The 25964-nt window shown below is 60.9% G+C and carries 19 protein-coding genes; 6 read left to right on the top strand and 13 right to left on the bottom strand.

The window, feature by feature from the left end; all coding sequences use genetic code 11:
* Positions 1–116: 116 nt before the first annotated feature.
* The 9 genes from gltB to EJA70_RS04370 all read right to left on the bottom strand — a co-directional run bounded on the left by gltB (position 117) and on the right by EJA70_RS04370 (position 13152).
* Positions 117–4562: a glutamate synthase large subunit gene (gene gltB / locus EJA70_RS04410; RefSeq protein ID WP_158829905.1), complete on the bottom strand. Its 4446-nt coding sequence runs from the start codon at positions 4560–4562 to the stop codon at positions 117–119.
* 350 nt (positions 4563–4912) lie between these two features.
* Complete coding sequence (locus EJA70_RS04405; RefSeq protein WP_008077245.1) at positions 4913–6502, bottom strand: AAA family ATPase; 1590 nt, start codon at positions 6500–6502, stop codon at positions 4913–4915.
* A 10-nt stretch (positions 6503–6512) separates the two neighbouring features.
* Positions 6513–7613: a 3-dehydroquinate synthase gene (gene aroB, locus EJA70_RS04400; RefSeq protein WP_008077246.1), complete on the bottom strand. Its 1101-nt coding sequence runs from the start codon at positions 7611–7613 to the stop codon at positions 6513–6515.
* Between the two features lie 152 nt (positions 7614–7765).
* Entirely contained in the window at positions 7766–8284 is a 519-nt protein-coding gene (aroK, locus tag EJA70_RS04395) for a shikimate kinase AroK (RefSeq protein ID WP_045122915.1), read from the bottom strand.
* A gap of 4 nt (positions 8285–8288) precedes the next feature.
* On the bottom strand, positions 8289–10364 hold the full coding sequence (pilQ, locus tag EJA70_RS04390) for a type IV pilus secretin PilQ (RefSeq protein WP_158829903.1): 2076 nt from the start codon (positions 10362–10364) through the stop codon (positions 8289–8291).
* A 13-nt stretch (positions 10365–10377) separates the two neighbouring features.
* Positions 10378–10905, bottom strand: coding sequence for a pilus assembly protein PilP (locus EJA70_RS04385; RefSeq protein WP_008077249.1), 528 nt, complete (start codon positions 10903–10905; stop codon positions 10378–10380).
* The gene (pilO, locus tag EJA70_RS04380; RefSeq protein ID WP_008077250.1) at positions 10902–11525 is read right to left on the bottom strand and encodes a type 4a pilus biogenesis protein PilO; all 624 of its coding nucleotides are present in this window, start codon (positions 11523–11525) and stop codon (positions 10902–10904) included. The genes EJA70_RS04385 and pilO overlap by 4 nt, the downstream gene beginning before the upstream one ends.
* On the bottom strand, positions 11522–12088 hold the full coding sequence (locus EJA70_RS04375) for a PilN domain-containing protein (RefSeq protein ID WP_158829901.1): 567 nt from the start codon (positions 12086–12088) through the stop codon (positions 11522–11524). The genes pilO and EJA70_RS04375 overlap by 4 nt, the downstream gene beginning before the upstream one ends.
* Positions 12088–13152 carry a pilus assembly protein PilM gene (locus tag EJA70_RS04370; RefSeq protein ID WP_008077252.1) on the bottom strand — a complete coding sequence of 355 codons (1065 nt, stop codon included), beginning with the start codon at positions 13150–13152 and terminating at the stop codon, positions 12088–12090. Before EJA70_RS04370 ends, EJA70_RS04375 begins: the two co-directional genes overlap by 1 nt.
* Before the next feature lie 215 nt (positions 13153–13367).
* Here EJA70_RS04370 and EJA70_RS04365 point away from each other — a divergent pair, with 215 nt between their 5' ends.
* A complete protein-coding gene (locus EJA70_RS04365; RefSeq protein WP_158829899.1) occupies positions 13368–15809 on the top strand; it encodes a penicillin-binding protein 1A in 2442 nt (813 codons plus the stop codon).
* Between the two features lie 343 nt (positions 15810–16152).
* Here the strand turns inward: EJA70_RS04365 and EJA70_RS04360 are convergent, their stop codons facing one another.
* From EJA70_RS04360 to rpmE, 3 genes are all read right to left on the bottom strand, one after another.
* Positions 16153–17421, bottom strand: a complete 1269-nt coding sequence (locus EJA70_RS04360; protein ID WP_053116645.1) for a malic enzyme-like NAD(P)-binding protein — start codon at positions 17419–17421, stop codon at positions 16153–16155.
* A 183-nt stretch (positions 17422–17604) separates the two neighbouring features.
* Positions 17605–18405 carry a thermonuclease family protein gene (locus EJA70_RS04355; protein ID WP_158829897.1) on the bottom strand — a complete coding sequence of 267 codons (801 nt, stop codon included), beginning with the start codon at positions 18403–18405 and terminating at the stop codon, positions 17605–17607.
* Between the two features lie 14 nt (positions 18406–18419).
* Complete coding sequence (gene rpmE / locus EJA70_RS04350) at positions 18420–18650, bottom strand: 50S ribosomal protein L31 (RefSeq protein WP_008080648.1); 231 nt, start codon at positions 18648–18650, stop codon at positions 18420–18422.
* 287 nt (positions 18651–18937) lie between these two features.
* On the opposite strand from rpmE, the gene EJA70_RS04345 reads away from it, so the two are divergent.
* Positions 18938–21157 (top strand): primosomal protein N', encoded by a 2220-nt coding sequence (locus EJA70_RS04345; protein ID WP_158829895.1) that lies wholly within the window; start codon positions 18938–18940, stop codon positions 21155–21157.
* 57 nt (positions 21158–21214) lie between these two features.
* On the opposite strand, the gene EJA70_RS31040 is transcribed toward EJA70_RS04345, so the two are convergent.
* Positions 21215–21337, bottom strand: a complete 123-nt coding sequence (locus EJA70_RS31040) for a hypothetical protein (protein WP_256677627.1) — start codon at positions 21335–21337, stop codon at positions 21215–21217.
* Here EJA70_RS31040 and argS point away from each other — a divergent pair.
* The 4 genes from argS to hslU all read left to right on the top strand — a co-directional run bounded on the left by argS (position 21336) and on the right by hslU (position 25946).
* The gene (gene argS / locus EJA70_RS04340) at positions 21336–23072 is read left to right on the top strand and encodes an arginine--tRNA ligase (protein WP_158829893.1); all 1737 of its coding nucleotides are present in this window, start codon (positions 21336–21338) and stop codon (positions 23070–23072) included. The genes EJA70_RS31040 and argS overlap by 2 nt on opposite strands.
* Position 23073: 1 nt before the next feature.
* Complete coding sequence (locus tag EJA70_RS04335) at positions 23074–23790, top strand: SPOR domain-containing protein (RefSeq protein WP_007909385.1); 717 nt, start codon at positions 23074–23076, stop codon at positions 23788–23790.
* Between the two features lie 232 nt (positions 23791–24022).
* A complete protein-coding gene (gene hslV, locus EJA70_RS04330; protein WP_003220875.1) occupies positions 24023–24559 on the top strand; it encodes an ATP-dependent protease subunit HslV in 537 nt (178 codons plus the stop codon).
* A gap of 49 nt (positions 24560–24608) precedes the next feature.
* Complete coding sequence (gene hslU, locus EJA70_RS04325; protein WP_008080639.1) at positions 24609–25946, top strand: ATP-dependent protease ATPase subunit HslU; 1338 nt, start codon at positions 24609–24611, stop codon at positions 25944–25946.
* The last annotated feature ends 18 nt before the right edge of the window (positions 25947–25964 follow it).

Below are 25964 nucleotides of genomic sequence, written 5' to 3'. Positions count from 1 at the left end.
TCTTACACGACAGCTCCAAGCTACAAGCTTCAAGCTGCAAGAAAATCACATTAGTCCGTTACAGCGCGCACTGGCTCCAGCTTGCCGCTCGAAGCCAGTGGCTTGCAGCTGCGCCGTTATTGCGGACTCGCACGAGTACTGGAGAGCAGAGATTTCAAACTCGCCGCCTTCGGTTTGACCAGCCAGAAACGGCGCAGATAGTCATCGAGGTTTTCGGCGAGTTCACGACCCCACTCGCTGTCGGTTTCCGCGACGTACTCGTTCAGCACGTTTTGCAGGTGGCTGCGATAGGCTTCCATCGCCTCGCCGCTGATCCGCTGGATTTCCACCAGTTCGTGGTTGACCCGGTCAACGAAGGTGTTGTCCTGATCGAGCACGTAGGCGAAACCACCGGTCATGCCAGAGCCGAAGTTGTAACCGGTCTTGCCCAGAACGCAGACAAAACCACCGGTCATGTACTCACAGCAGTGATCGCCAGTGCCTTCCACAACCGTGTGGGCACCGGAGTTACGCACGGCGAAACGCTCGCCTGCGGTGCCGGCGGCGAACAGCTTGCCGCCGGTGGCGCCGTACAGGCAGGTGTTGCCGATGATGGCGCTTTCCTGAGTCTTATAAACGCTGCCCTTCGGCGGCACGATGGTCAGCTTGCCACCGGTCATGCCTTTGCCGACGTAGTCGTTGGCGTCGCCTTCCAGGTACAGGTTCAGACCGCCGGCGTTCCACACGCCGAAGCTCTGACCGGCAGTGCCTTTGAAACGGAAGGTGATCGGCGCTTTCGCCATGCCCTGGTTGCCGTGCTTGCGGGCGATTTCGCCGGAGATCCGCGCGCCGATCGAACGGTCGCAGTTGCAGATATCCAGATCGAACTCGGCGCCGCTCATGTCGTTGATCGCCGACGAGGCCATCTCGAGCATTTTCTCGGCCAGCAGGCCTTTGTCGAACGGCGGGTTGCGCTCAACGCCGCAGAACTGCGGCTTGTCCGCCGGGATGTGATCGCTGCCCAACAGCGGCGTCAGATCCAGATGGTTTTGTTTGGCGGTCTGCCCTTCGAGGATTTCCAGCAGATCGGTACGACCGATCAGCTCTTCGAGGGAGCGCACGCCGAGCTTGGCCAGCCACTCACGGGTTTCTTCGGCGACGTAGGTGAAGAAGTTCACCACCATGTCGACGGTACCGATGTAGTGATCCTTGCGCAGCTTCTCGTTCTGCGTCGCGACGCCGGTGGCGCAGTTGTTCAGGTGGCAGATACGCAGGTATTTGCAGCCCAGCGCGATCATCGGCGCAGTACCGAAGCCGAAGCTTTCAGCGCCGAGAATGGCTGCCTTGATCACGTCGAGGCCGGTTTTCAGGCCACCGTCGGTCTGCACCCGGACTTTGCCGCGCAGGTCGTTGCCACGCAGGGTCTGGTGGGTTTCGGCGAGGCCGAGTTCCCACGGTGCGCCAGCGTATTTGATCGAGGTCAGCGGCGAAGCACCGGTGCCTCCGTCGTAGCCGGAGATAGTGATCAAGTCCGCATAAGCCTTGGCCACACCGGCGGCGATGGTGCCGACGCCTGCTTCAGCCACCAGCTTCACCGAAACCAGTGCTTTCGGGTTGACCTGTTTCAGGTCGAAAATCAGCTGCGACAAGTCTTCGATCGAATAGATGTCGTGGTGCGGCGGTGGCGAAATCAGGGTTACGCCCGGCACTGCGTAACGCAGCTTGGCGATCAAACCGTTCACTTTACCGCCCGGCAGTTGCCCGCCCTCGCCCGGCTTGGCGCCTTGCGCGACCTTGATCTGCAGCACTTCGGCGTTGACCAGATACTCCGGGGTTACACCGAAACGGCCAGTCGCAACCTGCTTGATTTTCGAGCTCTTGATGGTGCCGTAACGTGCTGGATCTTCACCACCTTCGCCGGAGTTGGAACGCGCACCGAGGCGGTTCATGGCTTCGGCCAGGGCTTCGTGAGCTTCCGGCGACAAGGCGCCCAGCGAGATACCGGCGGAGTCGAAGCGCTTGAGCACCGATTCCAGCGGCTCGATTTCACTGATGTCCAGCGGCGTGTCGAGGGTCTTGACCTTGAACAGGTCGCGGATCATCGACACCGGACGGTTGTCCACCAGCGAGGTGTATTCCTTGAACTTGGCGTAGTCGCCCTGCTGCACGGCGGCTTGAAGGGTGTTGACCACGTCCGGGTTGTAGGCGTGATATTCGCCACCGTGGACGAACTTCAGCAGACCGCCCTGCTGGATCGGCTTGCGCGGACTCCAGGCTTCGGTGGCGAGTGCTTTCTGCTCGGCTTCGATGTCGACGAAACGCGCACCCTTGATGCGGCTCGGCACGCCACGGAAGCTCAGGTCGCAAACTTCTTCGGACAGGCCGATGGCTTCGAACAGCTGCGCACCACGGTACGAAGCGATGGTCGAAATGCCCATCTTCGAGAGGATCTTCAGCAGACCTTTGGTGATGCCTTTGCGGTAGTTCTTGAACACCTCATAGAGGTCGCCCAGCACTTCACCGGTACGGATCAGGTCGCCCAGCACTTCGTACGCGAGGAACGGATAGACCGCCGAGGCGCCGAAACCGATCAGCACCGCAAAGTGATGCGGGTCACGGGCGGTCGCGGTTTCAACGAGGATGTTGGAATCGCAACGCAGGCCTTTTTCGGTCAGGCGGTGGTGCACCGCACCGGTCGCCAGCGAAGCGTGGATCGGCAGCTTGCCCGGGGCGATATGGCGGTCGCTCAGGACGATCTGGGTACGACCGGCGCGCACGGCTTCTTCAGCCTGATCGGCAACGTTGCGGATTGCCGCTTCGAGGCCGAGGCTTTCGTCGTAGTTGAGGTCGATGATCGCCCGTTCGAAACCCGGACGGTCGAGGTTCATCAACGAGCGCCACTTGGCCGGCGAGATCACTGGCGAGCTGAGGATCACGCGCGAGGCGTGTTCCGGCGACTCCTGGAAAATGTTGCGCTCGGCACCGAGGCAGATTTCCAGCGACATCACGATCGCTTCACGCAGCGGGTCGATCGGCGGGTTGGTAACCTGCGCGAACTGCTGACGGAAATAGTCGTACGGCGTGCGCACGCGCTGCGAGAGCACGGCCATCGGCGTGTCGTCGCCCATCGAGCCAACGGCTTCGTAGCCTTGTTCGCCGAGCGGACGCAGTACCTGATCGCGCTCTTCGAACGTGACCTGATACATCTTCATGTATTGCTTGAGCTGATCGACGTCGTAGAACGCCGAGCCGTGGTCGTTGTCTTCCATTGTCGCCTGAATGCGCAGGGCATTCTTGCGCAGCCATTGCTTGTACGGATGACGGGACTTCAGACGGTTGTCGATCGCGTCGGTGTCGAGGATCTGCCCGGTTTCGGTGTCCACGGCGAGGATCTGACCCGGGCCGACACGGCCCTTGGCGATCACGTCTTCAGGCTGGTAATTCCAGACGCCGATTTCCGAAGCGACAGTGATGAAACCATTGGTGGTAGTGACCCAGCGTGCCGGGCGCAGACCGTTACGGTCGAGCAGGCACACCGCGTAACGACCGTCGGTCATCACAACACCAGCCGGGCCGTCCCACGGTTCCATGTGCATCGAGTTGTACTCGTAGAACGCACGCAGATCCGGGTCCATGGTTTCGACGTTCTGCCACGCTGGCGGAATGATCATCCGCACGCCACGGAACAGGTCGATGCCACCGGTGACCATCAGCTCGAGCATGTTGTCCATGCTGGAAGAGTCGGAACCGACACGGTTGACCAGCGGGCCGAGCTCTTCCAGATCCATCAGATCGTTGGTGAACTTGGTCCGACGGGCCTGCGCCCAGTTACGGTTACCGGTGATGGTGTTGATCTCGCCGTTGTGGGCGAGGAAGCGGAATGGCTGCGCCAGCGGCCATTTCGGCAGGGTGTTGGTGGAGAAGCGCTGGTGGAACACGCAGATCGCGGTTTGCAGGCGCTCGTCACTCAGGTCTGGATAGAACGCGGCCAGATCGGCCGGCATCATCAGGCCTTTATAGATGATGGTCTTGTGCGAAAAGCTGCAGATGTAGTGGTCGGAGTCGACGGCGTTGGCCACCGACGAACGACGACGCGCACTGAATAGCTTCACGGCCATGTCCTGATCGCTCAGGCCTTCGCCGCCGATGTACACCTGCTCGATTTGTGGCAGGCGCTCAAGGGCCAGGCGGCCGAGGACGCTGGTGTCGATCGGCACTTTGCGCCAGCCGATCAACTGCAGGCCTTCAGCGAGGATCTCGCGGTTCATGTTCTCGCGAGCGGCTTCGGCCTTGACCGGGTCCTGGTTGAAGAAAACCATGCCCACCGCATATTGCTTGGGCAACTCGACGCTGAAGGTTTCCTGGGCAATCGCGCGCAGGAACACATCAGGCTTCTGAATCAGCAGACCGCAACCGTCACCGGTCTTGCCGTCGGCATTAATCCCACCGCGGTGGGTCATGCAGGTCAGGGCCTCGATGGCCGTTGTCAAAAGGGTATGACTGGGTTCGCCCTGCATATGGGCTATCAGGCCGAAACCGCAGTTATCCTTGAATTCATCTGGTTGGTACAGACCTGCTTTCATAGACACTTTCTCACCAGGCTGCCTCTTTTCGAGGCAAATTTCTTTTCAATTCAACCACTTGCATTCCGCGCCGAACGTACGCCGGCTTAGCGGGGGCAAAAGGGTGGTCATTGTACACAGCGACACAGAGGCTCACAAATTTGACGACGAAATGTCGCAAATTCATGTCGCATTTGTGAAAGGTTTAAAGCGATCTGCTGTGCTAGTCAAAACTTTTTTAATTCTGACTGCAACGACTCAAAGACTACTATGACGCAGACACCACAAGGCACGCGGCCTGTGAAGGCGGCGCGCACTCGTAGAAATTTTGAGGTGCTTGGAGAGGCGGCCTGGGTAAGGCCGCCGAATCTTCAGCGAGTTGTTGCCAGTTCCTGTTGGACGCTGGCGACAGTGCGAGGCCAAGGTTTACCAGCCTGAACCTTCGCTGGCAAGGCCTTGATGGCAGAAACGGCTGCATCACGATTGGCGAAGTTGCCGTAGGTGATCACGTAGAGCGGCTTGCCGTTGAGGACTTTCTTGAAATAACGGTACTCGCCGCCCTGCTCCTTGACGAAGTTTTGCGCGGCCGCTTCGGAACTGGTGCCGAGGATCTGCACCACGTAGTTACCGGTTGGCTGACCGGCGTACCAGCTGCCACCGGCGGCTTTGGCGACGGTCACCGGCTTCTCGGCCGGTTTCGCAGCGGCGACTGGCTTGGCTGGCGCAGGAGCCGGTTTTGCCGCTGGCGCTGCCGGAGCAGGCTTGGCAGTGGCAACCTGAGTTGGCGCTGGAGTTGGTTTGGCCGCCGGAACTGGAACCGGTGTCGGTGCAGGACCGGCTGGAACGCCGACTGGAGGCGCCGACGTGGTCACGGTAGGCGGTGTCGCGCTGGAGCCTTCCAGAGGCACACCGTCGTCGCCTTCAGTGATACCGCCAGCCGCTTCAGCCAGCGGGCCGCGCATGACCGGTTGCGAGTTACCGACCAGCGGCAACGGCATCGGTTGCGTATTGCCGGCGAACTCGACGTTCGGCGCGGCGCCATTGGCACCTTGGCCCAATGGCAACTGTGCCTGTTCATTGGCCGGCGCGCCGGTGGTTGGCGCCTTGTTGCGACCCGGCATCAACCAGGCGGCGGCGACCGCGACCACAACGACGGCGGAAATCGCCAATACGTGTTTCTTCGGCATGTTGAACCCCATACTTGGACGCTTGACCGCAGAGCGGCTGGCAATCATGACTTCGATCAGAGCATCGCGAGCGACCTGGTTGATGTTGCCCGGCCAACCCTCGGCACTTTCGTGAATATCAGAGATCTGATCCGCGGTGAAAAGTTCGACACCCCGGCCTGCACCTTCGAGCCGTTGGTCGAGATATTCGCGGGTCTCTTCTTCGGTGTACGGCTGCAATTCGATGACGTGGAAGCGCTCCTCTTCGAGGTGCAAAGCCTCGAGCTGAGCGATCAGCGACGACTCACCGAACAGGAATACGTGCGGTCGACCTTCCGGTGCACCGGCACCCAGCGCCATCAGCGCCTCAAGGGCGGATTCGTCGAGCTGCTCGGCGTCATCCACCAGCAGATAGACTTCCTGGCCGGTCAGCGCGAGTTGCACCACCTGATCCAGAATCGCACCGACCTCGGCCTGGGCCACGTTCAACGCCTGAGCCACTTGGCGCAGCACGCCAGCAGCATCGCCGGCACCACGGGCGGAAACCACCACGCTCTGCACAGACTGCTTGTTGGTGCTGGCGACCAGCGCTTGACGCAGCAAGGTCTTGCCGCTGCCCTGCGGGCCAGTGACCACCAGCAGCAACTGGCTGTAACGCGCCAGATGATGCAGCTGCCCCAGCACCGGTTTGCGCTGGGCCGGGAAGAATTTGAAGCCCGGCACGCGTGGCGCGAAGGGGTCGTGACTTAACTGGAAATGGCCGAGGAACGCCTCGTCGGCATGCAAACTAGTCATCGGAATCTTATTAACCTTTAAGCTGAGCCAGGGCGCGGTAATCCGCTCCCAGCGTGGCCTGTAGAACCTCTTTCGGATAATCGGCGGTCACTACCGCTTCGCCCATCCGGCGCAGCAGCACCAGGCGCAGACGACCGTCGATCACTTTTTTGTCGATTGCCATGTGTTCGAGAAAATCGGCTTCGCTCATCTCTTCCGGCGGCACCACCGGCAGACCGGCGCGCTGGAACAGACGGATGCCGCGATCGCGCTCCTCATCACTGATCCAGCCCAGGCGCGCGGACATTTCCAGCGCCATCACGGTACCGGCCGCGACCGCCTCGCCATGCAGCCAGACACCATAGCCCATGTGGGTCTCGATGGCGTGGCCGAAGGTGTGGCCAAGATTCAGCGTGGCGCGTACCCCGGTTTCCTTCTCATCGGCGCCAACCACCGCAGCCTTGGCCGCGCAGGAACGTTCGATGGCATAAGTCAGGGCTTTCTGATCCAGCGCACGCAGGGCGTCGACGTTGTCTTCGAGCCAGGTCAGGAACGGCTCATCGCAGATCAGGCCGTATTTGATGACTTCTGCCAGACCGGCGGAGAGTTCGCGCTCAGGCAGGGTTTTCAGGGACGCGGTATCGATCAGCACGACGTTCGGCTGATAGAACGCGCCGACCATATTCTTGCCCAGCGGATGATTGATGCCGGTCTTGCCACCCACCGACGAATCGACCTGGGACAGCAATGTCGTTGGAATCTGGATGAAGTCGACGCCGCGCTGGTAGCAGGCGGCGGCAAAACCAGCCATGTCGCCGATCACACCGCCGCCGAGGGCGATCACGGTGGTGCGGCGGTCATGACGAGCGGTCAGCAGGCCGTCGAAGATCAGTTGCAGGGTTTCCCAGTTCTTGAAGGCTTCGCCGTCCGGCAACACCACCGAGATCACCGAGAACTGCGCAAGACTGCGGGTCAGACGCTCAAGATAGAGCGGCGCAACGGTCTCGTTGGAGATGATTGCCACCTGCCGCCCGTGGATATGCGGCGCCAGCAGTTCAGGCTGATCCAACAAACCTTCGCCAATATGAATCGGGTAGCTGCGCTCGCCTAGATCGACCTTGAGTGTCTGCATGTGTCCCCACAGTGAAGATGGAAGCAGGCGTCCTGCCCTGAATTATTGGTTATCTGCGGCCTATAGCGGGTATGACGCCGCTCGCACGCCATCCGCCACAACCTCGACGGGCTGTGACAGGACGCCGAGGATAGCGCATTTCGAGCGATGCTTTAACGGGGCGGCAGTTGCGCCAGACGATCGAGAATGTCGAGCACCACCATGCGTGGCGGCCGTTCGTCGGTTTCCACCACCAGATCGGCGATTTCCCGATAAAGCGGATCACGGATCGCCAGCAAATCACGCAGGGTTTTTTCAGGATTGGCGGTGCGCAGCAACGGCCGGTTGCGGTCGCGCGACGTGCGGCCGACCTGCTGTTCGACGGAGGCGTGCAGATACACCACGCGCCCACCCTCATACAGGGCCTTGCGATTGGCATCGCGCATGACGGCACCACCGCCGGTCGCCAACACCACGCCATCGAACGCGCACAGCTCGGCGATCATCGCCTGCTCACGGTCACGAAAGCCGGGCTCGCCTTCCTTGTCGAAGATCCACGGGATATTGGCGCCCGTGCGCAGTTCAATTTCCTTGTCGGAATCTTTGAACGGCAGGCGCAGCTCTTTGGCCAGCAACCGGCCGATGGTGCTTTTGCCAGCGCCCATCGGTCCTACAAGAATCAAATTTCGCACAGAATCAACGACTCACAGCAATCGCCTGGTTATTCATGATACGTGGTGTGAGAAATACCAGCAGCTCGGATTTTTTCTCCGAAACCACATCACGCCGGAAAAGGCGGCCAAGATACGGCACATCGCCAAGAAATGGCACCTTATCTACGACCTTGCTTTGAGTATTTGAGAAAACGCCGCCAATCACGATGGTTTCGCCGTCATTGACCAGCACCTTGGCGTTGACCTCGTTTTTCTTGATCGGCGGTACATCCTGCACTTTGTTCAAGTAGTCCGGTTCATCCTTGGTGACCTTGACCTCCATGATAATGCGGTTGTCGGGGGTGATCTGCGGGGTGACTTCCAGCGACAGCGAGGCCTCCTTGAACGACACCGACGTGGCGCCGCTGGAACTGGCTTCCTGATAAGGAATCTCGGTGCCCTTGAGGATTTTCGCGGTTTCCTTGTCGGAAGTGACCACTTTCGGCTGCGAGACAATTTCGCCGTTACCGGTTTTTTCCATCGCCGTCAGTTCAAGATCGAGCAACACGTTGTCGGTGATGAAGGCGATACCGATTCCCGAGGTATTGCCGACCGTACCCATGTCGACGAACGGTGAGTTGGTACTGGTGCTGCCCGGCGTGCCGATGGTTGTCGATGAACCGTTGCTGACCCCGGAGGTGTTCCAGTTGCCCTTGTTCTGGATCGAACCGCCCCAGCGCACGCCCAGGCTCTTGTCGTAATCGACGTTGGCCTCGACGATGCGCGCCTCGATCATCACCTGCCGCACCGGAATATCCAGTTGCGCCACGATCCGCCGCAGCTCATCGAGTCGGTCCTGGGTCTGATAGGCAATGATGTTGTTGGTCCGCTCATCGACGGTGATCGAGCCACGTTCATCGATTTTCGCTTCGGCACTGGTGACCGACTGGAACAGCTTGGCAATGTCCGCGGCCTTGGCGTAATTCACTTGCAACAGTTCGCGGCGCAACGGCGCCAGTTCGGCGATCTGTTTCTGCGATTCAAGTTCCTGGCGTTCGCGGGCGGCGATTTCATCGGCCGGCGCTACCAGCAGCACATTGCCGATCTTGCGTTTATCCAGTCCCTTGGTTTTCAGCACCAGATCCAGCGCCTGATCCCACGGCACGTTTTGCAGGCGCAAGGTGATGCCGCCCTGCACCGTGTCGCTGGCGACCAGATTGAGATTGGTGAAGTCGGCGATCAGTTGCACCACCGAGCGCACGTCGATGTCCTGGAAGTTCAGCGACAGCTTTTCGCCGACATAGCTGTTGCGATCGGCATTGCGCTTTTGCAGATCGTCGACGGTCATCGGCCGCACGCTGACGGTCAGCTTGTTATCCGTCTGGAAGGTCGAGTACTCGTACGTGCCACTGGGCTCAACGGTAATTACCGTGCGATCACCACTCACGCCGGCATTGACGAATTGCACCGGGGTGGCGAAATCCTTGACGTCGAGACGCACGCGCAATTTTTCCGGCAACTGCGTGCGGGCGAAGCTGAGGATGATTTTGCCGTCATGTTCCTGGATGTCCGGGGCGATGGTCGGGTCGGCCAGATCGATGACGACATTGCCTTCGCCCGCCGTGCCGCGCTGGAAATCCACGCCGCGAATGGCGCGTGCTTTCGCTACGGACGCCTTGACCGGCGCCGCTGGCGCCGCGCGCGGTGCAACGGTAGCCGGGCGCGGTGCCGCAACCGGCGCGCCTTGCCCCACCACCACGAACAAATTATTGCCTTCGACCCGCGTGGTGTAAGGCGCGAGCTGCGTGAGGCTGACGATCAGCCGCGTGCGGTCCTTGGCTTCAACCACCGTGGCGGTGCGCGCGTTGCCGCTGCCCAGATCAAGATTCTTGCTCGCCAACTGGCTGGCGACACCCGGCAAATCGAGGGCGATCCGCGCCGGCGATTCGGTGGTGTAGCCCTTGGGCGGTGGCGGCGGGCCGTCGAACGACAGCTTCAACTCGACGCGATCCCCCGGCAACGCCGCCACGTCGAGCGTCTTCAGATTGGCCGCGAGTACCATCGGCGACATCAGCGCTATCCATAGCGAAAAACCGAGGGTGGAGAAAATCCTGTTCATTGTTCGACTTCCACTATGAGTGCTCTTTCAAAGGAATGGTGCGCGGACGCTCCAGCCAGGCGCCTTCGCCGTCGGGGACGATTTCGACGACTTCGACCTGAGTGGCGCTGATGGCGACGATGCGGCCGTCATTGCGTCCCAGGTAATCGCCGACTTTCAGCCGATGCACCCCGCCCGCTCCGCGCAATAGCGCAAAGGAGCCGGAAACATTGGAGATCGTGCCGACCATCTCGAACTGCTCGATGTTGAAACCTTCGAGGTATTGCTTGACCCGGTTGGGGTCGGGTTTGACGTTGCGCGAGCCATGCCGCTGCCCGGCCAGATCGACGCGCACCTGCCGCGAAAACGGGCTGCGCAGGTTGGCGGCGCTGTAAGTGAATGTGGGGTAAGACCGGAATGTCGGCGTAGGTTCAATCTTGCCGGCCGGGCGCAGGCGCACTTCATTCATGTAGGCGTCGAGGTCGCTGAAGTCATCGCCACCGCCACAGCCATGCAGCACCAGCAAAACCATCGACAAGGCCAGATAACGCATCGGGGTCATTTCGCCAGCCCCTTGTCGTTGTAGCGGTACGTCTTGGCGAGGATGCTCATGCGCAGCTTCGGCCCGCCCTCGGGGTTGGCCGGCGCCAGCTCGAAATCATGCAGGGTGACGATGCGCGGCAGCCCGGCCACACCACTGACGAAGGTGGCGAGGTCGTGATAGGCGCCGGTGACGGTGATCTGAATCGGTAGCTCGATGTAAAACTGCTGGGTGACCTCCGGCAGCAATTTGATTTCTTCGAATTCCAGCCCGCTGCCCAAACCGGTGCGGGTGATGTCTTCGAGCAACCCCGGTACTTCGGTGTCACTGGGCAATTGCCGCAACAACACGCCGAACGAATTTTCCATCTCCTTCATTTGCTGGGTGTACAGCTCCAGATTGGCCGACAGATGCGCCTTGCTGGCGAACTGCTCCTTGAGCGTGGCCTCCTCTTCTCGCTTGGCCTCGAGCTGGTTCTCCATGTCGCTGATGAAAAAGTTATAGCCAAGCGCCAACACCAGCACCATCAACAGCGCGCCGGCCATGGCCTTCACTGCGGCCGGCCAGGAACCGATATTGCTGGTATCCAGATCGTTGAAGTCGATGTTGCGCAGACTCTCCAGCCATTCGGACGGCTTCATGGCTCGTCCTCCGCAGTCTTCGGCTGGGTCTGACGAACGGTCAATTGAAACACGTTGGCCTGCTCGACCTGGTCGGCCGAGGTCGCTTTCACTTCGTTCAGGCTCGGCGCGTCAAACCAGTCGGAGGCATCAAGATTGCGCATCAGCTCGGAAACGCGATTGTTCGATTCGGCAGCGCCGCTGATCGACAGGGTTTTGCCGGCCATTTTCACGTCGGTGAAATACACCCCGTCCGGCAACGTGCGCGCCAGTTGATCAAAAATCCGCCCGCTGATCTGCCGGTTGCCCTGCAGGTCCTGGATGATGCGCATGCGTTCGACCAGTTGCTGGCGGCGCGCCTTGAGCTCGCTGATCTGTTTGATCCGTTCGTCGACCACGGCGATCTGCTTGCTGATGTAGTCGTTGCGCGCCATTTGTCGCTCAATGGCGGCACTGATGATCTGATCGGCAATCAACACCGCTCCCACCGAGCCGACCACCACCCCGATCAGCGTCAGCAGGAAGCGTTTGCGCCGCTCCTCTCGGCGCTCTTCGCGCCAGGGTAAAAGGTTGATCCGCGCCATCAGTCGAAACTCCTGAGCGCGAGCCCGCAGGCAATCATCAGGGCCGGCGCGTCGCTCGCCAGGGCCCCGGCGTTGACCTTGCTGCTCAGGGCCATGTCGGAAAACGGGTTGGCGACCTGGGTCGGCGTATTCAGGCGCTGCTCGATCAGCCGGTCCAGCCCCGGCACCGACGCCGTGCCACCGGCCAGCAGAATGTGATCGACCGCGTTGTACTGGCCGGAAGCGAAGAAGAATTGCAGCGAGCGCGACACCTGCTGCACCAAAGCCTCGCGAAACGGCTGCAAGACTTCTCTGATGTAATCGTCGGGCAAACCGCCCTGCTTCTTCGCCAGCCCAGCCTGTTCAACTGTCAGGCCGTAACGACGCTGGATTTCTTCGGTCAGCTGGCGGCCGCCGAACAACTGTTCGCGGGTATAGATGATCTTGCCGTTGTGCAGGACGCTGAGGGTGGTCATGGTCGCGCCGATGTCGACCACGGCGACGGTCAGGCGCTCCTGCGAAGCAGCCAGTTGCGTCGCCAGCAGGCCGAATGAACGCTCCAGCGCGTAGGCCTCGACGTCGACCACACGCGCCGTCAGCCCGGCCAAGGCGAGTGCCGCCTCACGGACTTCAACGTTTTCCTTGCGACAGGCGGCCAGCAACACGTTGACCCGTTCGGGGTTGCGCGGTGACACGCCCTGGACTTCGAAATCGATGGCGACTTCGTCCAGTGGATAGGGAATGTATTGGTCGGCTTCGATCTTCAGCTGGTTCTCCAGCTCGTCCTCGGACAGCCCGGCGTCCATTTCGATGATCTTGGTGATCACCGCAGAACCAGCCACCGCCACCGCCACGCTTTTAAGCCCGGTGCGAGCCTTGACCAGCACGCGACTCAGGGCCTGGCCCACGCCTTCAAGCTCGGCGATGTTTTTCTCGACCACGGCATTCGCCGGCAATGGCTCCACCGCGTACGCCTCGACCCGGTAGCGATCACCCTGACGGCTCAGTTCCAGCAGCTTCACCGACGTGGAGCTGATGTCGATCCCCAGTAACGTATTGGTCTTTTTATTGAAGAGTCCCAGCACTACCAATTCCCTATGACTTTCCGTGAGTTACGGACTCTGTAATACGCATTGCGTTCCTTCACCCCGTCTTGACAGAAGCGCCAATGACGCCTCCGACGGAAAAGTGCTTATAATGCCCAGCGTTTTTTTCCGCTTTTTACTGCCTGCGCGGGCCGTTCTGTGTGTAACCGGAACCCCGTCGCCAAATTCATTCTTTGCCTGGATGTCCAAACGCCTTGATTCGTCTGCTGAAATTTTTCGGTTGGTCCATCGTCGCCGTTTTCTGCGGACTGCTTTTAGGTCTCAGCGGCGCCTATCTTTACCTTAGTCCGGGTTTGCCGTCTGTGGAGGCCCTGAGAAGCATTCAGTTGCAGATTCCGTTGCGGGTCTACAGCAGCGACAACAAGTTGATCGCAGAATTTGGCGAAATGCGCCGTACGCCGATCCGTTTCGCCGACATTCCCCCCAATTTCATTAATGCGTTACTAAGTGCTGAAGACGACAATTTCGCCAACCACTATGGTGTCGATCCGAGCAGCCTGATGCGCGCCGCGACCCAATTGGTCAAGAGCGGGCACATTCAGTCCGGCGGCAGCACCATCACCATGCAGGTGGCGAAGAACTTCTTCCTGACCAGCGAACGCAGTTTCTCGCGCAAAACCACCGAAATTCTGTTGGCCCTGCAGATCGAACGGCAGCTGACCAAGGACGAGATCCTTGAGCTGTACGTCAACAAGATCTACCTGGGCAACCGTGCCTACGGCATCGAGGCGGCGGCGCAGGTGTATTACGGCAAGTCGATCCGTGACGTCAGCCTGGCGCAGATGGCGATGATCGCCGGCCTGCCGAAAGCCCCGTCGCGCTTCAACCCGCTGGCCAACCCGGCGCGCAGTAAAGAACGCCGCGACTGGATCCTCGGGCGCATGTACAAGCTCGGCAAGATCACCGAGGCGGATTACACTGCCGCGATCAACGAGCCGCTGAACGCCAGCTATCACGTGCCAACCCCGGAAGTGAACGCACCGTACATCGCCGAAATGGCCCGTGCCGAAATGGTCGGCCGTTATGGCAGCGACGCTTACACCGAAGGTTTCCGCGTCACCACCACGGTGCCGAGCAACCTGCAGGAAATGGCCAACACCGCGCTGCACGAAGGCTTGATGACCTACGACCAGCGTCACGGCTACCGTGGCCCCGAGTCGCGCCTGCCGGGCAAGACCCGCGAAGCCTGGGCCAGCGAGCTGACCAAGCAACGCACCATCAGCAGCCTGGAGCCGGCCATCGTTACTCAGGTCGACAAGAACGGCCTGCAAGTGCTGACCCGTACTGGCGAAGAGCATGTGGCATGGGACACCATGAAATGGGCGCGCCCATTCCTCAACACCAACAGCATGGGCGCCGCTCCGCGCCAGCCGTCGGATGTCGCGGCGGTAGGCGACCTGGTTCGCGTGCAGCGCCAGAAAGACAATTCGCTGAAATTCAGCCAGATCCCGCAGGCGCAAGGCGCACTGGTGTCGCTGGATCCGCAGAACGGCGCGATCCGCTCGCTGGTCGGCGGTTTTGCCTTCGAGCAGAGCAACTACAACCGCGCCATGCAGGCCAAGCGTCAGCCGGGTTCGAGCTTCAAGCCGTTCGTCTACAGCGCCGCACTGGATAACGGCTACACCGCGGCGACCTTGGTCAACGACGCGCCGATCGTGTTTGTCGACGAGTACTTGGACAAGGTCTGGCGTCCGAAGAACGACACCAACACCTTCCTTGGCCCGATTCGTTTGCGCGAAGGTTTGTACAAGTCGCGCAACCTGGTGTCGATCCGCCTGTTGCAAGCGATGGGCGTGAGCAAGACCATCGACTACATCACTCGCTTCGGCTTCAACAAACAGGATCTGCCGCCAAACCTGTCGCTGGCACTCGGCACCGCGACGCTGACGCCGATGGAGATTGCTACCGGCTGGAGCACCTTCGCCAACGGCGGCTACAAGATCACCCCGTACATCATCGACAAGGTTGAAAGCCGTAACGGCGATACGCTGTTCGTCGCCAACCCGCCGACCGTACCGCAGGGTGCTGCAGCGACCGACGGCATTGCCGCACCACACACCGACTCGATTTCGGTCAACGCCATTCCAGGCGAAGCGCCGGGCACGGCGGCGGCACCGCAAACGCCCGCCGTGGCTGAACGGGTTGTCGATGGCCGCACCACCTACATCCTCAACAGCATGTTGCAGGACGTGATCAAGCTCGGCACCGGTCGCCGCGCATTGGCCATGGGCCGTAGCGACATCGCCGGTAAAACCGGTACCACCAACGAATCGAAGGATGCGTGGTTCTCCGGCTACAACGCCGATTACGTGACCACGGTCTGGACCGGGTTCGACCAGCCGGAAAGCCTCGGTCGTCGTGAGTTCGGTGGCACCGTGGCGCTGCCGATCTGGATGAACTACATGTCGGCGGCGCTGAAGGACAAGCCACCGCACGTTCAGCCTGAGCCGGAAGGCTTGCTGAGCCTGCGCGTAGACCCGGTGAGCGGCCGTGCGGCGACGCCGAGCACGCCAGGCGCGTACTTCGAGCTGTTCAAGGCTGAAGATACGCCGCCGTCGGTGAATGAGCTGGGCAATGGCACGGCGCCGGGCAGCCCGCTGCCGGCGGATGAGCAGGCACCAATCGATTTGTTCTGATCCAGCGGTATTAAAAAGCCCCGCCTTCGTGAGAAGTGCGGGGCTTTTTATTGCCTGAAGATCAAGAGCCCCTCACCCTAGCCCTCTCCCAGAGGGAGAGGGGACTGACCGTGGAAAATTCACGAGATACACCGACCTGAAAGTGCATCAGCGCCTATGGATTCAACACGATACGTTCAGGTCGGCGTAACGCTCAAGCATCCCCCATTCAGTCCCCTCTCCCCGTGGGAGAGGGTTAGGGTGAGGGCCCTTGTGGATATGAAATGCGATCCTGAGAACTCCCGAAAACAAAAAAGCCCCGACTCTCACGAGCCGGGGCTTTGGGTTGAAGCGCTACAACGGCTTAGCCGTTGAACACGTCATCCACGCTTTTCAGCGGGTAGTTCTTCGGATACGGCAGGGTCGCCACACCGGTCTCGATCGCAGCTTTGGCCACAGCGTCGGAGATCAGGGTGATCAGGCGCTTGTCCATTGGCTTCGGAATGATGTACTCACGGCCGAATTCCAGCGGAGCACCGCCGTAGGCGTCGCACACGTCTTGTGGCACTGGCAGTTTGGCCAGTTCACGCAGGGCGTTGGCGGCAGCCACTTTCATTTCTTCGTTGATGCGCTTGGCGCGAACGTCCAGGGCACCACGGAAGATGAACGGGAAGCCCAGTACGTTGTTGACCTGGTTCGGGTAGTCCGAACGGCCGGTGGCCATGATCACGTCGCTACGGGTAGCGTGCGCCAGTTCCGGGGAGATTTCCGGATCCGGGTTCGAGCACGCGAACACGATCGGGTTGGCCGCCATCGACAGCAGGCCTTCAGCGCTCAGCAGGTTCGGGCCGGACAGGCCAACGAACACGTCAGCGCCTTGCAGAGCGTCAGCCAGGCTGCGCTTCTCGGTGGCGTGGGCGAATACCGCTTTGTACTGGTTCAGGTCGTCACGGCCGGAGTGGATCACGCCGGTACGGTCAACCATGAAGATGTTTTCGATGCGAGCGCCCATGCTCACCAGCAGTTTCATGCAGGAGATGGCGGCAGCGCCGGCACCCAGGCAAACGATCTTGGCATCAGCCAGAGTTTTGCCGGCGATTTCCAGGGCGTTGATCATGCCCGCAGCGGTCACGATCGCGGTGCCGTGCTGGTCATCGTGGAATACCGGAATGTCGCACTGCTCGATCAGAGCGCGCTCGATCTCAAAGCACTCAGGCGCCTTGATGTCTTCCAGGTTGATGCCACCGAAGGTGATGGAGATGCGTTTTACGGTGTCGATGAAGGCTTGCGGGCTTTCCGAGTCGACTTCGATGTCGAACACGTCGATGCCGGCGAAGCGCTTGAACAGCACGCCTTTACCTTCCATCACTGGCTTGGACGCCAACGGGCCGAGGTTACCCAGGCCGAGAATCGCGGTGCCATCGGAAATGACTGCAACCAGGTTGCCCTTGCCGGTGTATTTGTAGGCCAGTTCAGGATCGCGAGCGATCTCGCGTACTGGTTCAGCTACGCCGGGGCTGTAGGCCAGCGACAAGTCGCGAGCGGTAGCAGTGGCCTTGGTGAGCTCGACACTCAGCTTCCCTGGACGAGGATTGGCATGATATTCGAGAGCGGCAGTTTTCAGATCAGACATTTTGGCATTCCGCTTTTTACTGTTGGACAGACTGGTCAGCGAGGATACGCGCCTCGCAAAGTCCCCACAAGACTGAGCGGTCACCCCTGTCAAGCGCCCTGCCCTACGACTTTGGGCCAAGAGCCACGGCGCACAAGGGCTGGACTGTTCACAATCGACAGAAAAAATGTCTACAATTTTATTTCAGCGAGTGCTTTGCAACATCGACGAATCTGTCAGCGGAAGCAGCCAACGCGGCTGTCCCTGTTTCAAGCCGCCGCGCCGTGATCGATCGACAATCCAGCCGCGCGCCTCGATCTGCTTGCCCTTCAGCGCTTGCAGGCGGGCATTGTCGAATTGTCCGACCAGATTGGGTGCAACGCGCAATACAAGCGATCCCTGCAACTCGATCCAGATTCCCCCGCGATTGCGCTGAACCTTGCTCACACGCCCACTGACCACGGCGAAGCCCGAGCGCTGGATCTGCTGCGCTTTCAGTACAGGTGTTTGCCGCCAGAGGCCTCGGCCCGCCTGCCGAGCGCTGCGTTCGGCGGCTTGCTGACAGGCGACAAGATCGACATTCGGTGCCACCGCGACCTGGAAACCCAGGCCATCGGCGAGCATTTGCGCTTCGAGATTGACGCCACTGACACTGTAAATATGCGCAAGCGTACGCCCGTAATGGTCTTTGCCCTGCTTGCCAAGGCGCATACCGACACGTCCGCCACTGGCGTCGATCAGGGCTTGCAGGCGTTGACGCGACGACACTGCGAACGGCTCATCACTGCGACCCTGCTTGCCCAGCTCGGGCGTGTTGAGGCCGATCATCCGCACGCTGCGCCCGTCGCTCAGGCGCAAGGTGTCGCCGTCGACCACGCGCTGCACGGCGACACTGGTCAGCCCGGAAGGCACCGGACAGAAAGCTTGCGCGTCTGAAAGCCAAATCGCAGACACAAAAAAGGCGCCCGCAAGGGACGCCTTTTTCAACAGCAAGGAAAAGCCCAATGGGCCCTTCAACCTTACTCTGCAGCAGCAGGAGCTTTCTTGCCGAAAGCGCCAAAACGGTCTGCGAAGCGCTGTACACGACCGCCAGTATCCAGAGTCTTCTGCTTACCGGTGTAGAACGGGTGGCACTCGTTGCATACGTCAGTACCCAGTGGCTTGCACAGGTTCGAACGAGTTTCGAACTTGTTGCCGCAGCTGCAAGTTACTTCGATGGTTTCGTACGCTGGATGGATATCGGCTTTCATGGTGTATTCCTCAGGCTAGCGTGCCGCCACTCAACACTATTGTTGAATACCGCACGTAATTAGGCCGCGGATTCTACCAGACCTTTTCAATCACGCAAGCTGTCACCGAGACCGACCGTCTGCTAGGCTCCCGGCCCAATACGCGATCCCCTGTAGGAGCGAGCCTGCTCGCGATAGCGGTCGGCCATTCAACATTGATGTCGTCTGATACACCGCTATCGCGAGCAGGCTCACTCCTACATTAGGTATGTGCCATGCCCTTGTTCTGCTTATAGAGATCCCCCCGCGTGCCCGACGCCATTCTGCGCCTTGCCTTGCCTTCGCCCCTGCGCCGCCTGTTCGACTATCGAGCGCCGGCCGGCGTGCTGCGCGAGCAATTGCAGCCGGGCATGCGCCTGCGGGTGCCGTTCGGTCGACGCGAAATGATCGGGATTCTGGTCGAGGTCACTGACACCAGCGAAGTGCCGGTGGAGAAACTCAAACCGGCGCTGGCCCTGCTCGATACCACGCCGCCGTTGCCACCCGCCCTGTTCAAGCTGTGCCTGTGGACGTCGCAGTATTATCAGCACAGCCTCGGCGACACCCTGAGCTGGGCGCTGCCGGTGCTGTTGCGCCAGGGCGAACTGGCCGAAGCCCGGCAAGAGCGCTTCTGGTCGATCACCCCCGGCGCCAGCCTGGATGACCCGCGCATCGCCCGCGCGCCGCGCCAGCGTGAAGCGCTGGCAACGCTGGCCCAGCACCCGCACGGCGTCGCCCATCAGTTGCTGAGCAAACTGATGTTGAGCAAGGACAGCCTCGATCTGCTGCTGGCCAAAGGGCTGGTGCAGGTCGAGATCCGCCGCCATGCACCGGGCGCGCGGCACGAACATTGGCTGGCGCAGCCGGAGTTGCCGCTGAACAGCGAGCAACGCGCCGCGTATGAGGCGATTCGCGCCGGTTTCGACAGTTATCACGCGTTCCTGCTGGCCGGGGTTACCGGCAGCGGCAAGACTGAAGTTTATTTGCAGTTGATCCGCGAAACCCTCGAAGCCGGCAAGCAGGCACTGGTGCTGATCCCGGAGATCAACCTCGGCCCGCAAACGCTGGCGCGTTTCGAACAGCGCTTCAATGCGCGCATCGCCCTGTTGCACTCGGCAGTCAATGATCGCGAGCGCCTCGACGCCTGGCTCGCGGCGCGCGATGGCGAGGCCGACATTATTATCGGCACCCGCTCCGCGCTGTTCACGCCAATGAAAAACCCCGGGCTGATCATCATTGATGAAGAGCACGACGGTTCTTATAAGCAGCAGGAAGGCCTGCGCTACCACGCTCGCGACCTGGCGCTGGTACGCGCACGGCAGGAAAACATCCCGATCGTCCTCGGTTCCGCCACGCCGTCGCTGGAAAGCCTGCACAACGCTTACACCGGTCGTTACGGCCTGCTGCGCCTGAACGAGCGCGCCGGTGGCGCCAAGCAACCGCGCTTCCTGCGCCTGGACGTCAAAAGCCGTCCACTGGACAGCGGGATTTCCGGGCCGATGCAGCAAGCCATCGGTCAGACGCTGGCGAATGGGCAACAAGTGCTGGTGTTCCTCAACCGTCGCGGTTTCGCGCCGACGTTGCTCTGCCACGATTGCGGCTGGATGTCCGAGTGTTCGCGCTGCGATGCGCGGATGACCGTGCACCAGCGTTATGGCGAACTGCGCTGCCACCATTGCGGTAACGTCGAGCGCACGCCGCGCCAGTGCCCGAAGTGCCACAAGGTCGATCTGCGGCCCGTCGGCGCCGGCACCGAGCGCGCTGAAGAACGCCTGGCGATTCTGTTCCCTGACTATCCGGTGCTGCGCGTCGACCGCGACAGCACGTCGCGCAAAGACGCGATGAATCAGCTGTTCGCGACGATTCAGAAGGGCCAGCCGTGCATTCTGGTCGGCACGCAGATGCTCGCCAAGGGTCACCACTTTCCCCGGGTGACGCTGGTGTCGATCCTCGATGCCGACGGCGGTTTGTTCTCTGGTGACTTCCGCGCCAGCGAGCGCATGGCGCAGTTGATTGTGCAGGTCGCCGGACGTGCGGGCCGGGCCGAGGAGCCGGGCAAGGTGATCATTCAGACGCACCTGGCTGACCATCCTTTGTTGGTGCAACTGACCGAGCAGGGTTACTTCGCTTTTGCCGAACAGGCCTTGAGCGAGCGCCGGGCGGCCGGGCTGCCGCCGTTTGCGCACTTGGCGCTGTTGCGCGCCGAAGCGCATAAACCGGGGCAGGCTGAAGGGTTTCTCGATGAGGCGTGCAGCGAGGCTGAGCGCTTGCTGGCCGAACAGAATCTGAGCGGGATTGAATTGCTCGGGCCGGTGCCGGCGCCGATGGAGCGACGGGCCGGGCGTTATCGGGCGCAGCTGTTGTTGCAGGCGACGGCGCGGGCGCCGCTGCATCGGTTGCTGACCAGTTGGCTGTTGGCGCTGGAGCAGATGCCGAGCGGGCGGGCGGTGCGTTGGTCGCTGGATGTCGATCCTGTCGATTTGTATTAAGGATCAAAAGATCGCAGCCTTCGGCAGCTCCTACCCTGCGATCTTTTGATCTTGATGTCACCACATATCCATAACCTGCCTGCTAAGGTTGGCAAGCCCGTCTTCGCAACGGATAATGCCCAGTTTTTCCACCCGCGCATCGATGCGCCCGCCGCGCTTGCGGTCGAAAGAGAAGACCATGAAAGACACCATTCGCCAGCTGATCCAACAAGCCATCACCCAACTCGTCAACGAAGGTGTGTTGCCTGAAGGCCTGACGCCGGCGATCCAGGTGGAGAACGCCCGCGACAAGACCCACGGCGACTTCGCCAGCAACATCGCGATGATGCTGGCCAAGCCTGCTGGGATGAAGCCGCGCGATCTGGCGGAAAAAATCATCGCCGCGCTGCCGGCTGACGAGAACGTCACCAAAGCCGAAATCGCTGGCCCGGGCTTCATCAACTTCTTCCAGAACACTCAGGCGTTGGCCTCGCGTCTCGACGCTGCCTTGGCTGATGCCCATGTTGGCGTGCGCAAGGCTGGCCCGGCGCAACGCACCGTGGTCGACCTGTCGGCACCGAATCTGGCCAAAGAGATGCACGTCGGCCATTTGCGCTCGACCATCATCGGCGACGGCGTGGCCCGCGTCCTCGAATTCCTCGGCGACGAAGTGATCCGTCAGAACCACGTCGGCGACTGGGGTACCCAGTTCGGCATGCTGATGGCTTATTTGCAGGAAAACCCGATCACCAGCGACGAGCTGTCTGACCTGGAAAACTTCTACCGCGCCGCCAAACAGCGTTTCGATGAATCCGCAGAGTTTGCCGACCGCGCCCGTGGTCTGGTGGTCAAGCTGCAGGCCGGCGATGCCGAGTGCCTGGCGCTGTGGAGCAAGTTCAAGGACATCTCGCTGTCGCACTGCCAGAAGATCTACGAACTGCTCAACGTCAAACTGACCATGGCCGACGTGATGGGCGAAAGCGCCTACAACGACGACCTGATCAACGTGGTCAACGACCTGAAAGCGGCCGGCATGCTGGTCGAGAGCAACGGCGCCCAGTGCGTATTCCTCGACGAATTCAAAAATGCCGACGGCGACCCGCTGCCGGTGATCATCGTCAAGGCTGACGGCGGTTACCTGTACGCCACCACTGACCTCGCGGCCGTGCGCTACCGCAGCGGCAAGCTGAAAGCCGATCGCGCGCTGTACTTCGTCGACCAGCGTCAGGCCCTGCACTTCCAGCAAGTGTTCGCGGTGGCGCGCAAGGCCGGTTTCGTCACCCATCCGATGGAGATGGAGCACATGGGCTTCGGCACCATGAACGGCGCCGATGGCCGTCCGTTCAAGACCCGTGACGGTGGCACCGTGAAGCTGATCGACCTGCTGACCGAAGCGCAGGAACGTGCCTACAACCTCGTGAAGGAAAAGAACCCGACACTGGCCGAAGACGAACTGCGCAACATCGCCAAAGTCGTCGGCATCGGCGCGGTGAAATACGCCGACTTGTCGAAGCACCGCACCAGCGATTACAGCTTCAACTTCGACCTGATGCTGAATTTCGAGGGCAACACCGCGCCGTACCTGCTTTACGCTTACACCCGCGTCGCCGGTGTGTTCCGCAAACTGGGCAAGGACTTCAGCGAAGTCGACGGCCAGATCGTGCTGGAAGCGGCGCACGAACAAGAGCTGGCGGCGAAACTGGCGCAGTTCGGCGAAGTGCTGAACAACGTGTCTGACAAAGGCACACCGCACATTCTCTGCACTTACCTGTACGACGTTGCCGGTCTGTTCTCCAGCTTCTACGAGAACTGCCCGATCCTCGCCGCCGAAACGCCAGCCCAGATGCAGAGCCGTCTGCGCCTGGCCGCGCTGACCGGTCGCACCCTCAAGCAAGGCCTGGAGCTGTTGGGTCTGGAAACTCTGGAGCGTATGTAAGTTGGCTGCCAAGAAAAAACCTGCACCCAAGCGTGGCGCCAGCCGTTACCAAGCTCCTGCGAAGCAACCGATTCCGGGTTGGCTGTGGATGGCCATCGGCCTGACGGTCGGCGCGTTCATCGTGTTTCTGATGAAGCTGGAGCCGGGCAAGGGCAGCGACACGGTCAAGCGTGAGAAGGTCGAACAGGCGCAACAGCAGAAAGCGTCGAAGATCGCCGAGGCCAACAAGACCCCGCCGAGCCCGACGCAACCGGTGAAGCCGAAATACGACTTCTACACCTTGCTGCCGGAATCGGAAGTGATCGTGCCGCCGGACGCCGTGCCGGAGAAGACCTTGCCGACGCCACAAGTGCCGGCCATCCCGACCACGCCGGTAACCCCGGCGGAAGCGGCGAAGATCGACACCGCGCGCGCTCAGGCAGCCTTGGCCGGGATTACCCCGCCGCCAGCGCCACCGGTGAGCAAAGCGGCGCCGGTGACCAAGTTCTTCCTGCAGGCGGGTTCGTTCCGCAAGGAAACCGATGCCGACAAGGTCCGTGCGCAGATCATTCTGCTCGGTCAGGCGGTGGCGGTTGAATCCGGCACGGTGAAGGATGAAACCTGGTATCGCGTATTGGTCGGCCCGTTCAGCAACCGTGAACAACTGACCACGGCCCAGAAACAACTGGCCGGCGCCGGTTTCAGCAACCTGTTGTTACAACAACGCCAGAGCCGCTGATCCACGCCGATCGTTCCCACGCTCTGCGTGGGAACGCATCAAGGGACGCTCTGCGTCCCAGCGGTTAAGGGACGCGGAGCGTCCCGGGCTGCATTCCCACGCAGAGCGTGGGAACGATCAATCAACCAGCCGCCGTTCGTCTCTCCGCACCCTCCCCGGTTGAAATCCTCTCCAGCACCCCCATATGAATGGGCATAAGGCACTTTCGCCCCGCTGTGTGGAGACTCTTCCCTTGACCACCATCGTTTCAGTCCGCCGTCACGGCAAAGTCGTCATGGGCGGCGACGGCCAGGTTTCTCTCGGCAATACCGTGATGAAAGGCAACGCGAAAAAAGTTCGTCGCCTGTACCACGGCCAAGTCATCGCCGGTTTTGCCGGTGCCACCGCTGACGCCTTTACCCTCTTCGAACGTTTCGAAGGCCAGCTTGAAAAACATCAGGGCCACCTGATCCGCGCCGCTGTCGAACTCGCCAAAGAATGGCGCACCGACCGCTCCCTGAGCCGCCTCGAAGCCATGCTCGCGGTCGCCAACAAGGACGCCTCGCTGATCATCACCGGCAACGGTGACGTGGTCGAACCCGAGAACGGCCTGATCGCCATGGGTTCCGGCGGCGGCTACGCGCAAGCGGCAGCCAGCGCCCTGCTGAAAAAGACCGACCTGTCGGCCCGGGAAATCGTCGAAACCGCACTGGGCATCGCTGCCGACATCTGCGTATTCACCAACCACACTCAGACCATTGAGGAGCAGGATCTCGCTGAAGAAGCCTGATAAGGCCCCTGTGCCACGGCTTGTTTCTGCTTGAGGACCGCCAATTATTATGTCCATGACTCCCCGCGAAATCGTCCACGAACTCAACCGCCACATCATCGGCCAGGACGATGCCAAGCGCGCCGTCGCGATTGCCCTGCGCAACCGCTGGCGCCGCATGCAGCTGCCTGAAGAGCTGCGCGTTGAAGTGACCCCGAAGAACATCCTGATGATCGGCCCGACCGGTGTCGGTAAAACCGAGATCGCCCGTCGTCTGGCGAAACTGGCCAACGCGCCGTTCATCAAAGTCGAAGCGACCAAGTTCACCGAAGTTGGTTATGTTGGCCGTGACGTCGAATCGATCATCCGTGATCTGGCCGACGCCGCGATCAAGATGCTCCGCGAGCAGGAAATGACCCGCGTGCGCCACCGCGCCGAAGACGCTGCCGAGGATCGCATCCTCGACGCGCTGCTGCCGCCGGCCCGCATGGGCTTCAGCAACGAAGAAGCGCCGAGCTCCGATTCCAACACCCGCCAGCTGTTCCGCAAGCGCCTGCGCGAAGGTCAGCTGGATGACAAGGAGATCGAGATCGAAGTCGCCGAGGTTGCCGGCATCGAAATCGCCACGCCGCCCGGCATGGAAGAGATGACCAACCAGTTGCAGTCGCTGTTCGCCAACATGGGCAAGGGCAAGAAGAAGTCGCGCAAGCTCAAGGTCAAAGAAGCGTTGAAGCTGGTGCGTGATGAAGAAGCCGGGCGTCTGGTCAACGAAGAAGAGCTGAAGGCCAAAGCGCTGGAAGCCGTCGAGCAGCACGGCATCGTGTTCATCGACGAGATCGACAAAGTCGCCAAGCGTGGCAATGTCGGCGGTGCCGATGTTTCCCGTGAAGGCGTACAGCGCGACCTGCTGCCGCTGATCGAAGGCTGCACCGTCAACACCAAGCTGGGCATGGTCAAGACCGACCACATCCTGTTCATCGCCTCCGGTGCGTTCCACCTGAGCAAGCCGAGCGATCTGGTGCCGGAGCTGCAAGGTCGTCTGCCGATCCGTGTTGAACTGAAAGCACTGAGCCCGGAAGATTTCGAGCGCATCCTCAGCGAACCGCACGCCTCGCTCACCGAGCAATATTGCGCGCTGCTGAAAACCGAAGGCCTGAACATCCAGTTCCAGCCGGAAGGCATCAAGCGCATCGCCGAGATCGCCTGGCAGGTCAACGAGAAAACCGAGAATATCGGTGCCCGTCGCCTGCACACCCTGCTTGAGCGCTTGCTGGAAGAGGTATCGTTCAGCGCCGGTGATCTGGCCAGCACCCACGATGAGCAGCCGATCCTGATCGACGCGGCGTACGTCAACAGCCACCTCGGCGAATTGGCGCAGAACGAAGACCTGTCCCGTTATATCCTGTAGGTCACCGTCCCTGTAGGA

It is taken from the genome of Pseudomonas sp. PB103 (assembly GCF_009764635.1).
GTDB lineage: Bacteria > Pseudomonadota > Gammaproteobacteria > Pseudomonadales > Pseudomonadaceae > Aquipseudomonas.
Note: the sequence above shows the minus strand (reverse complement) of the source record. Positions and strands in the feature narration are given on the sequence as shown.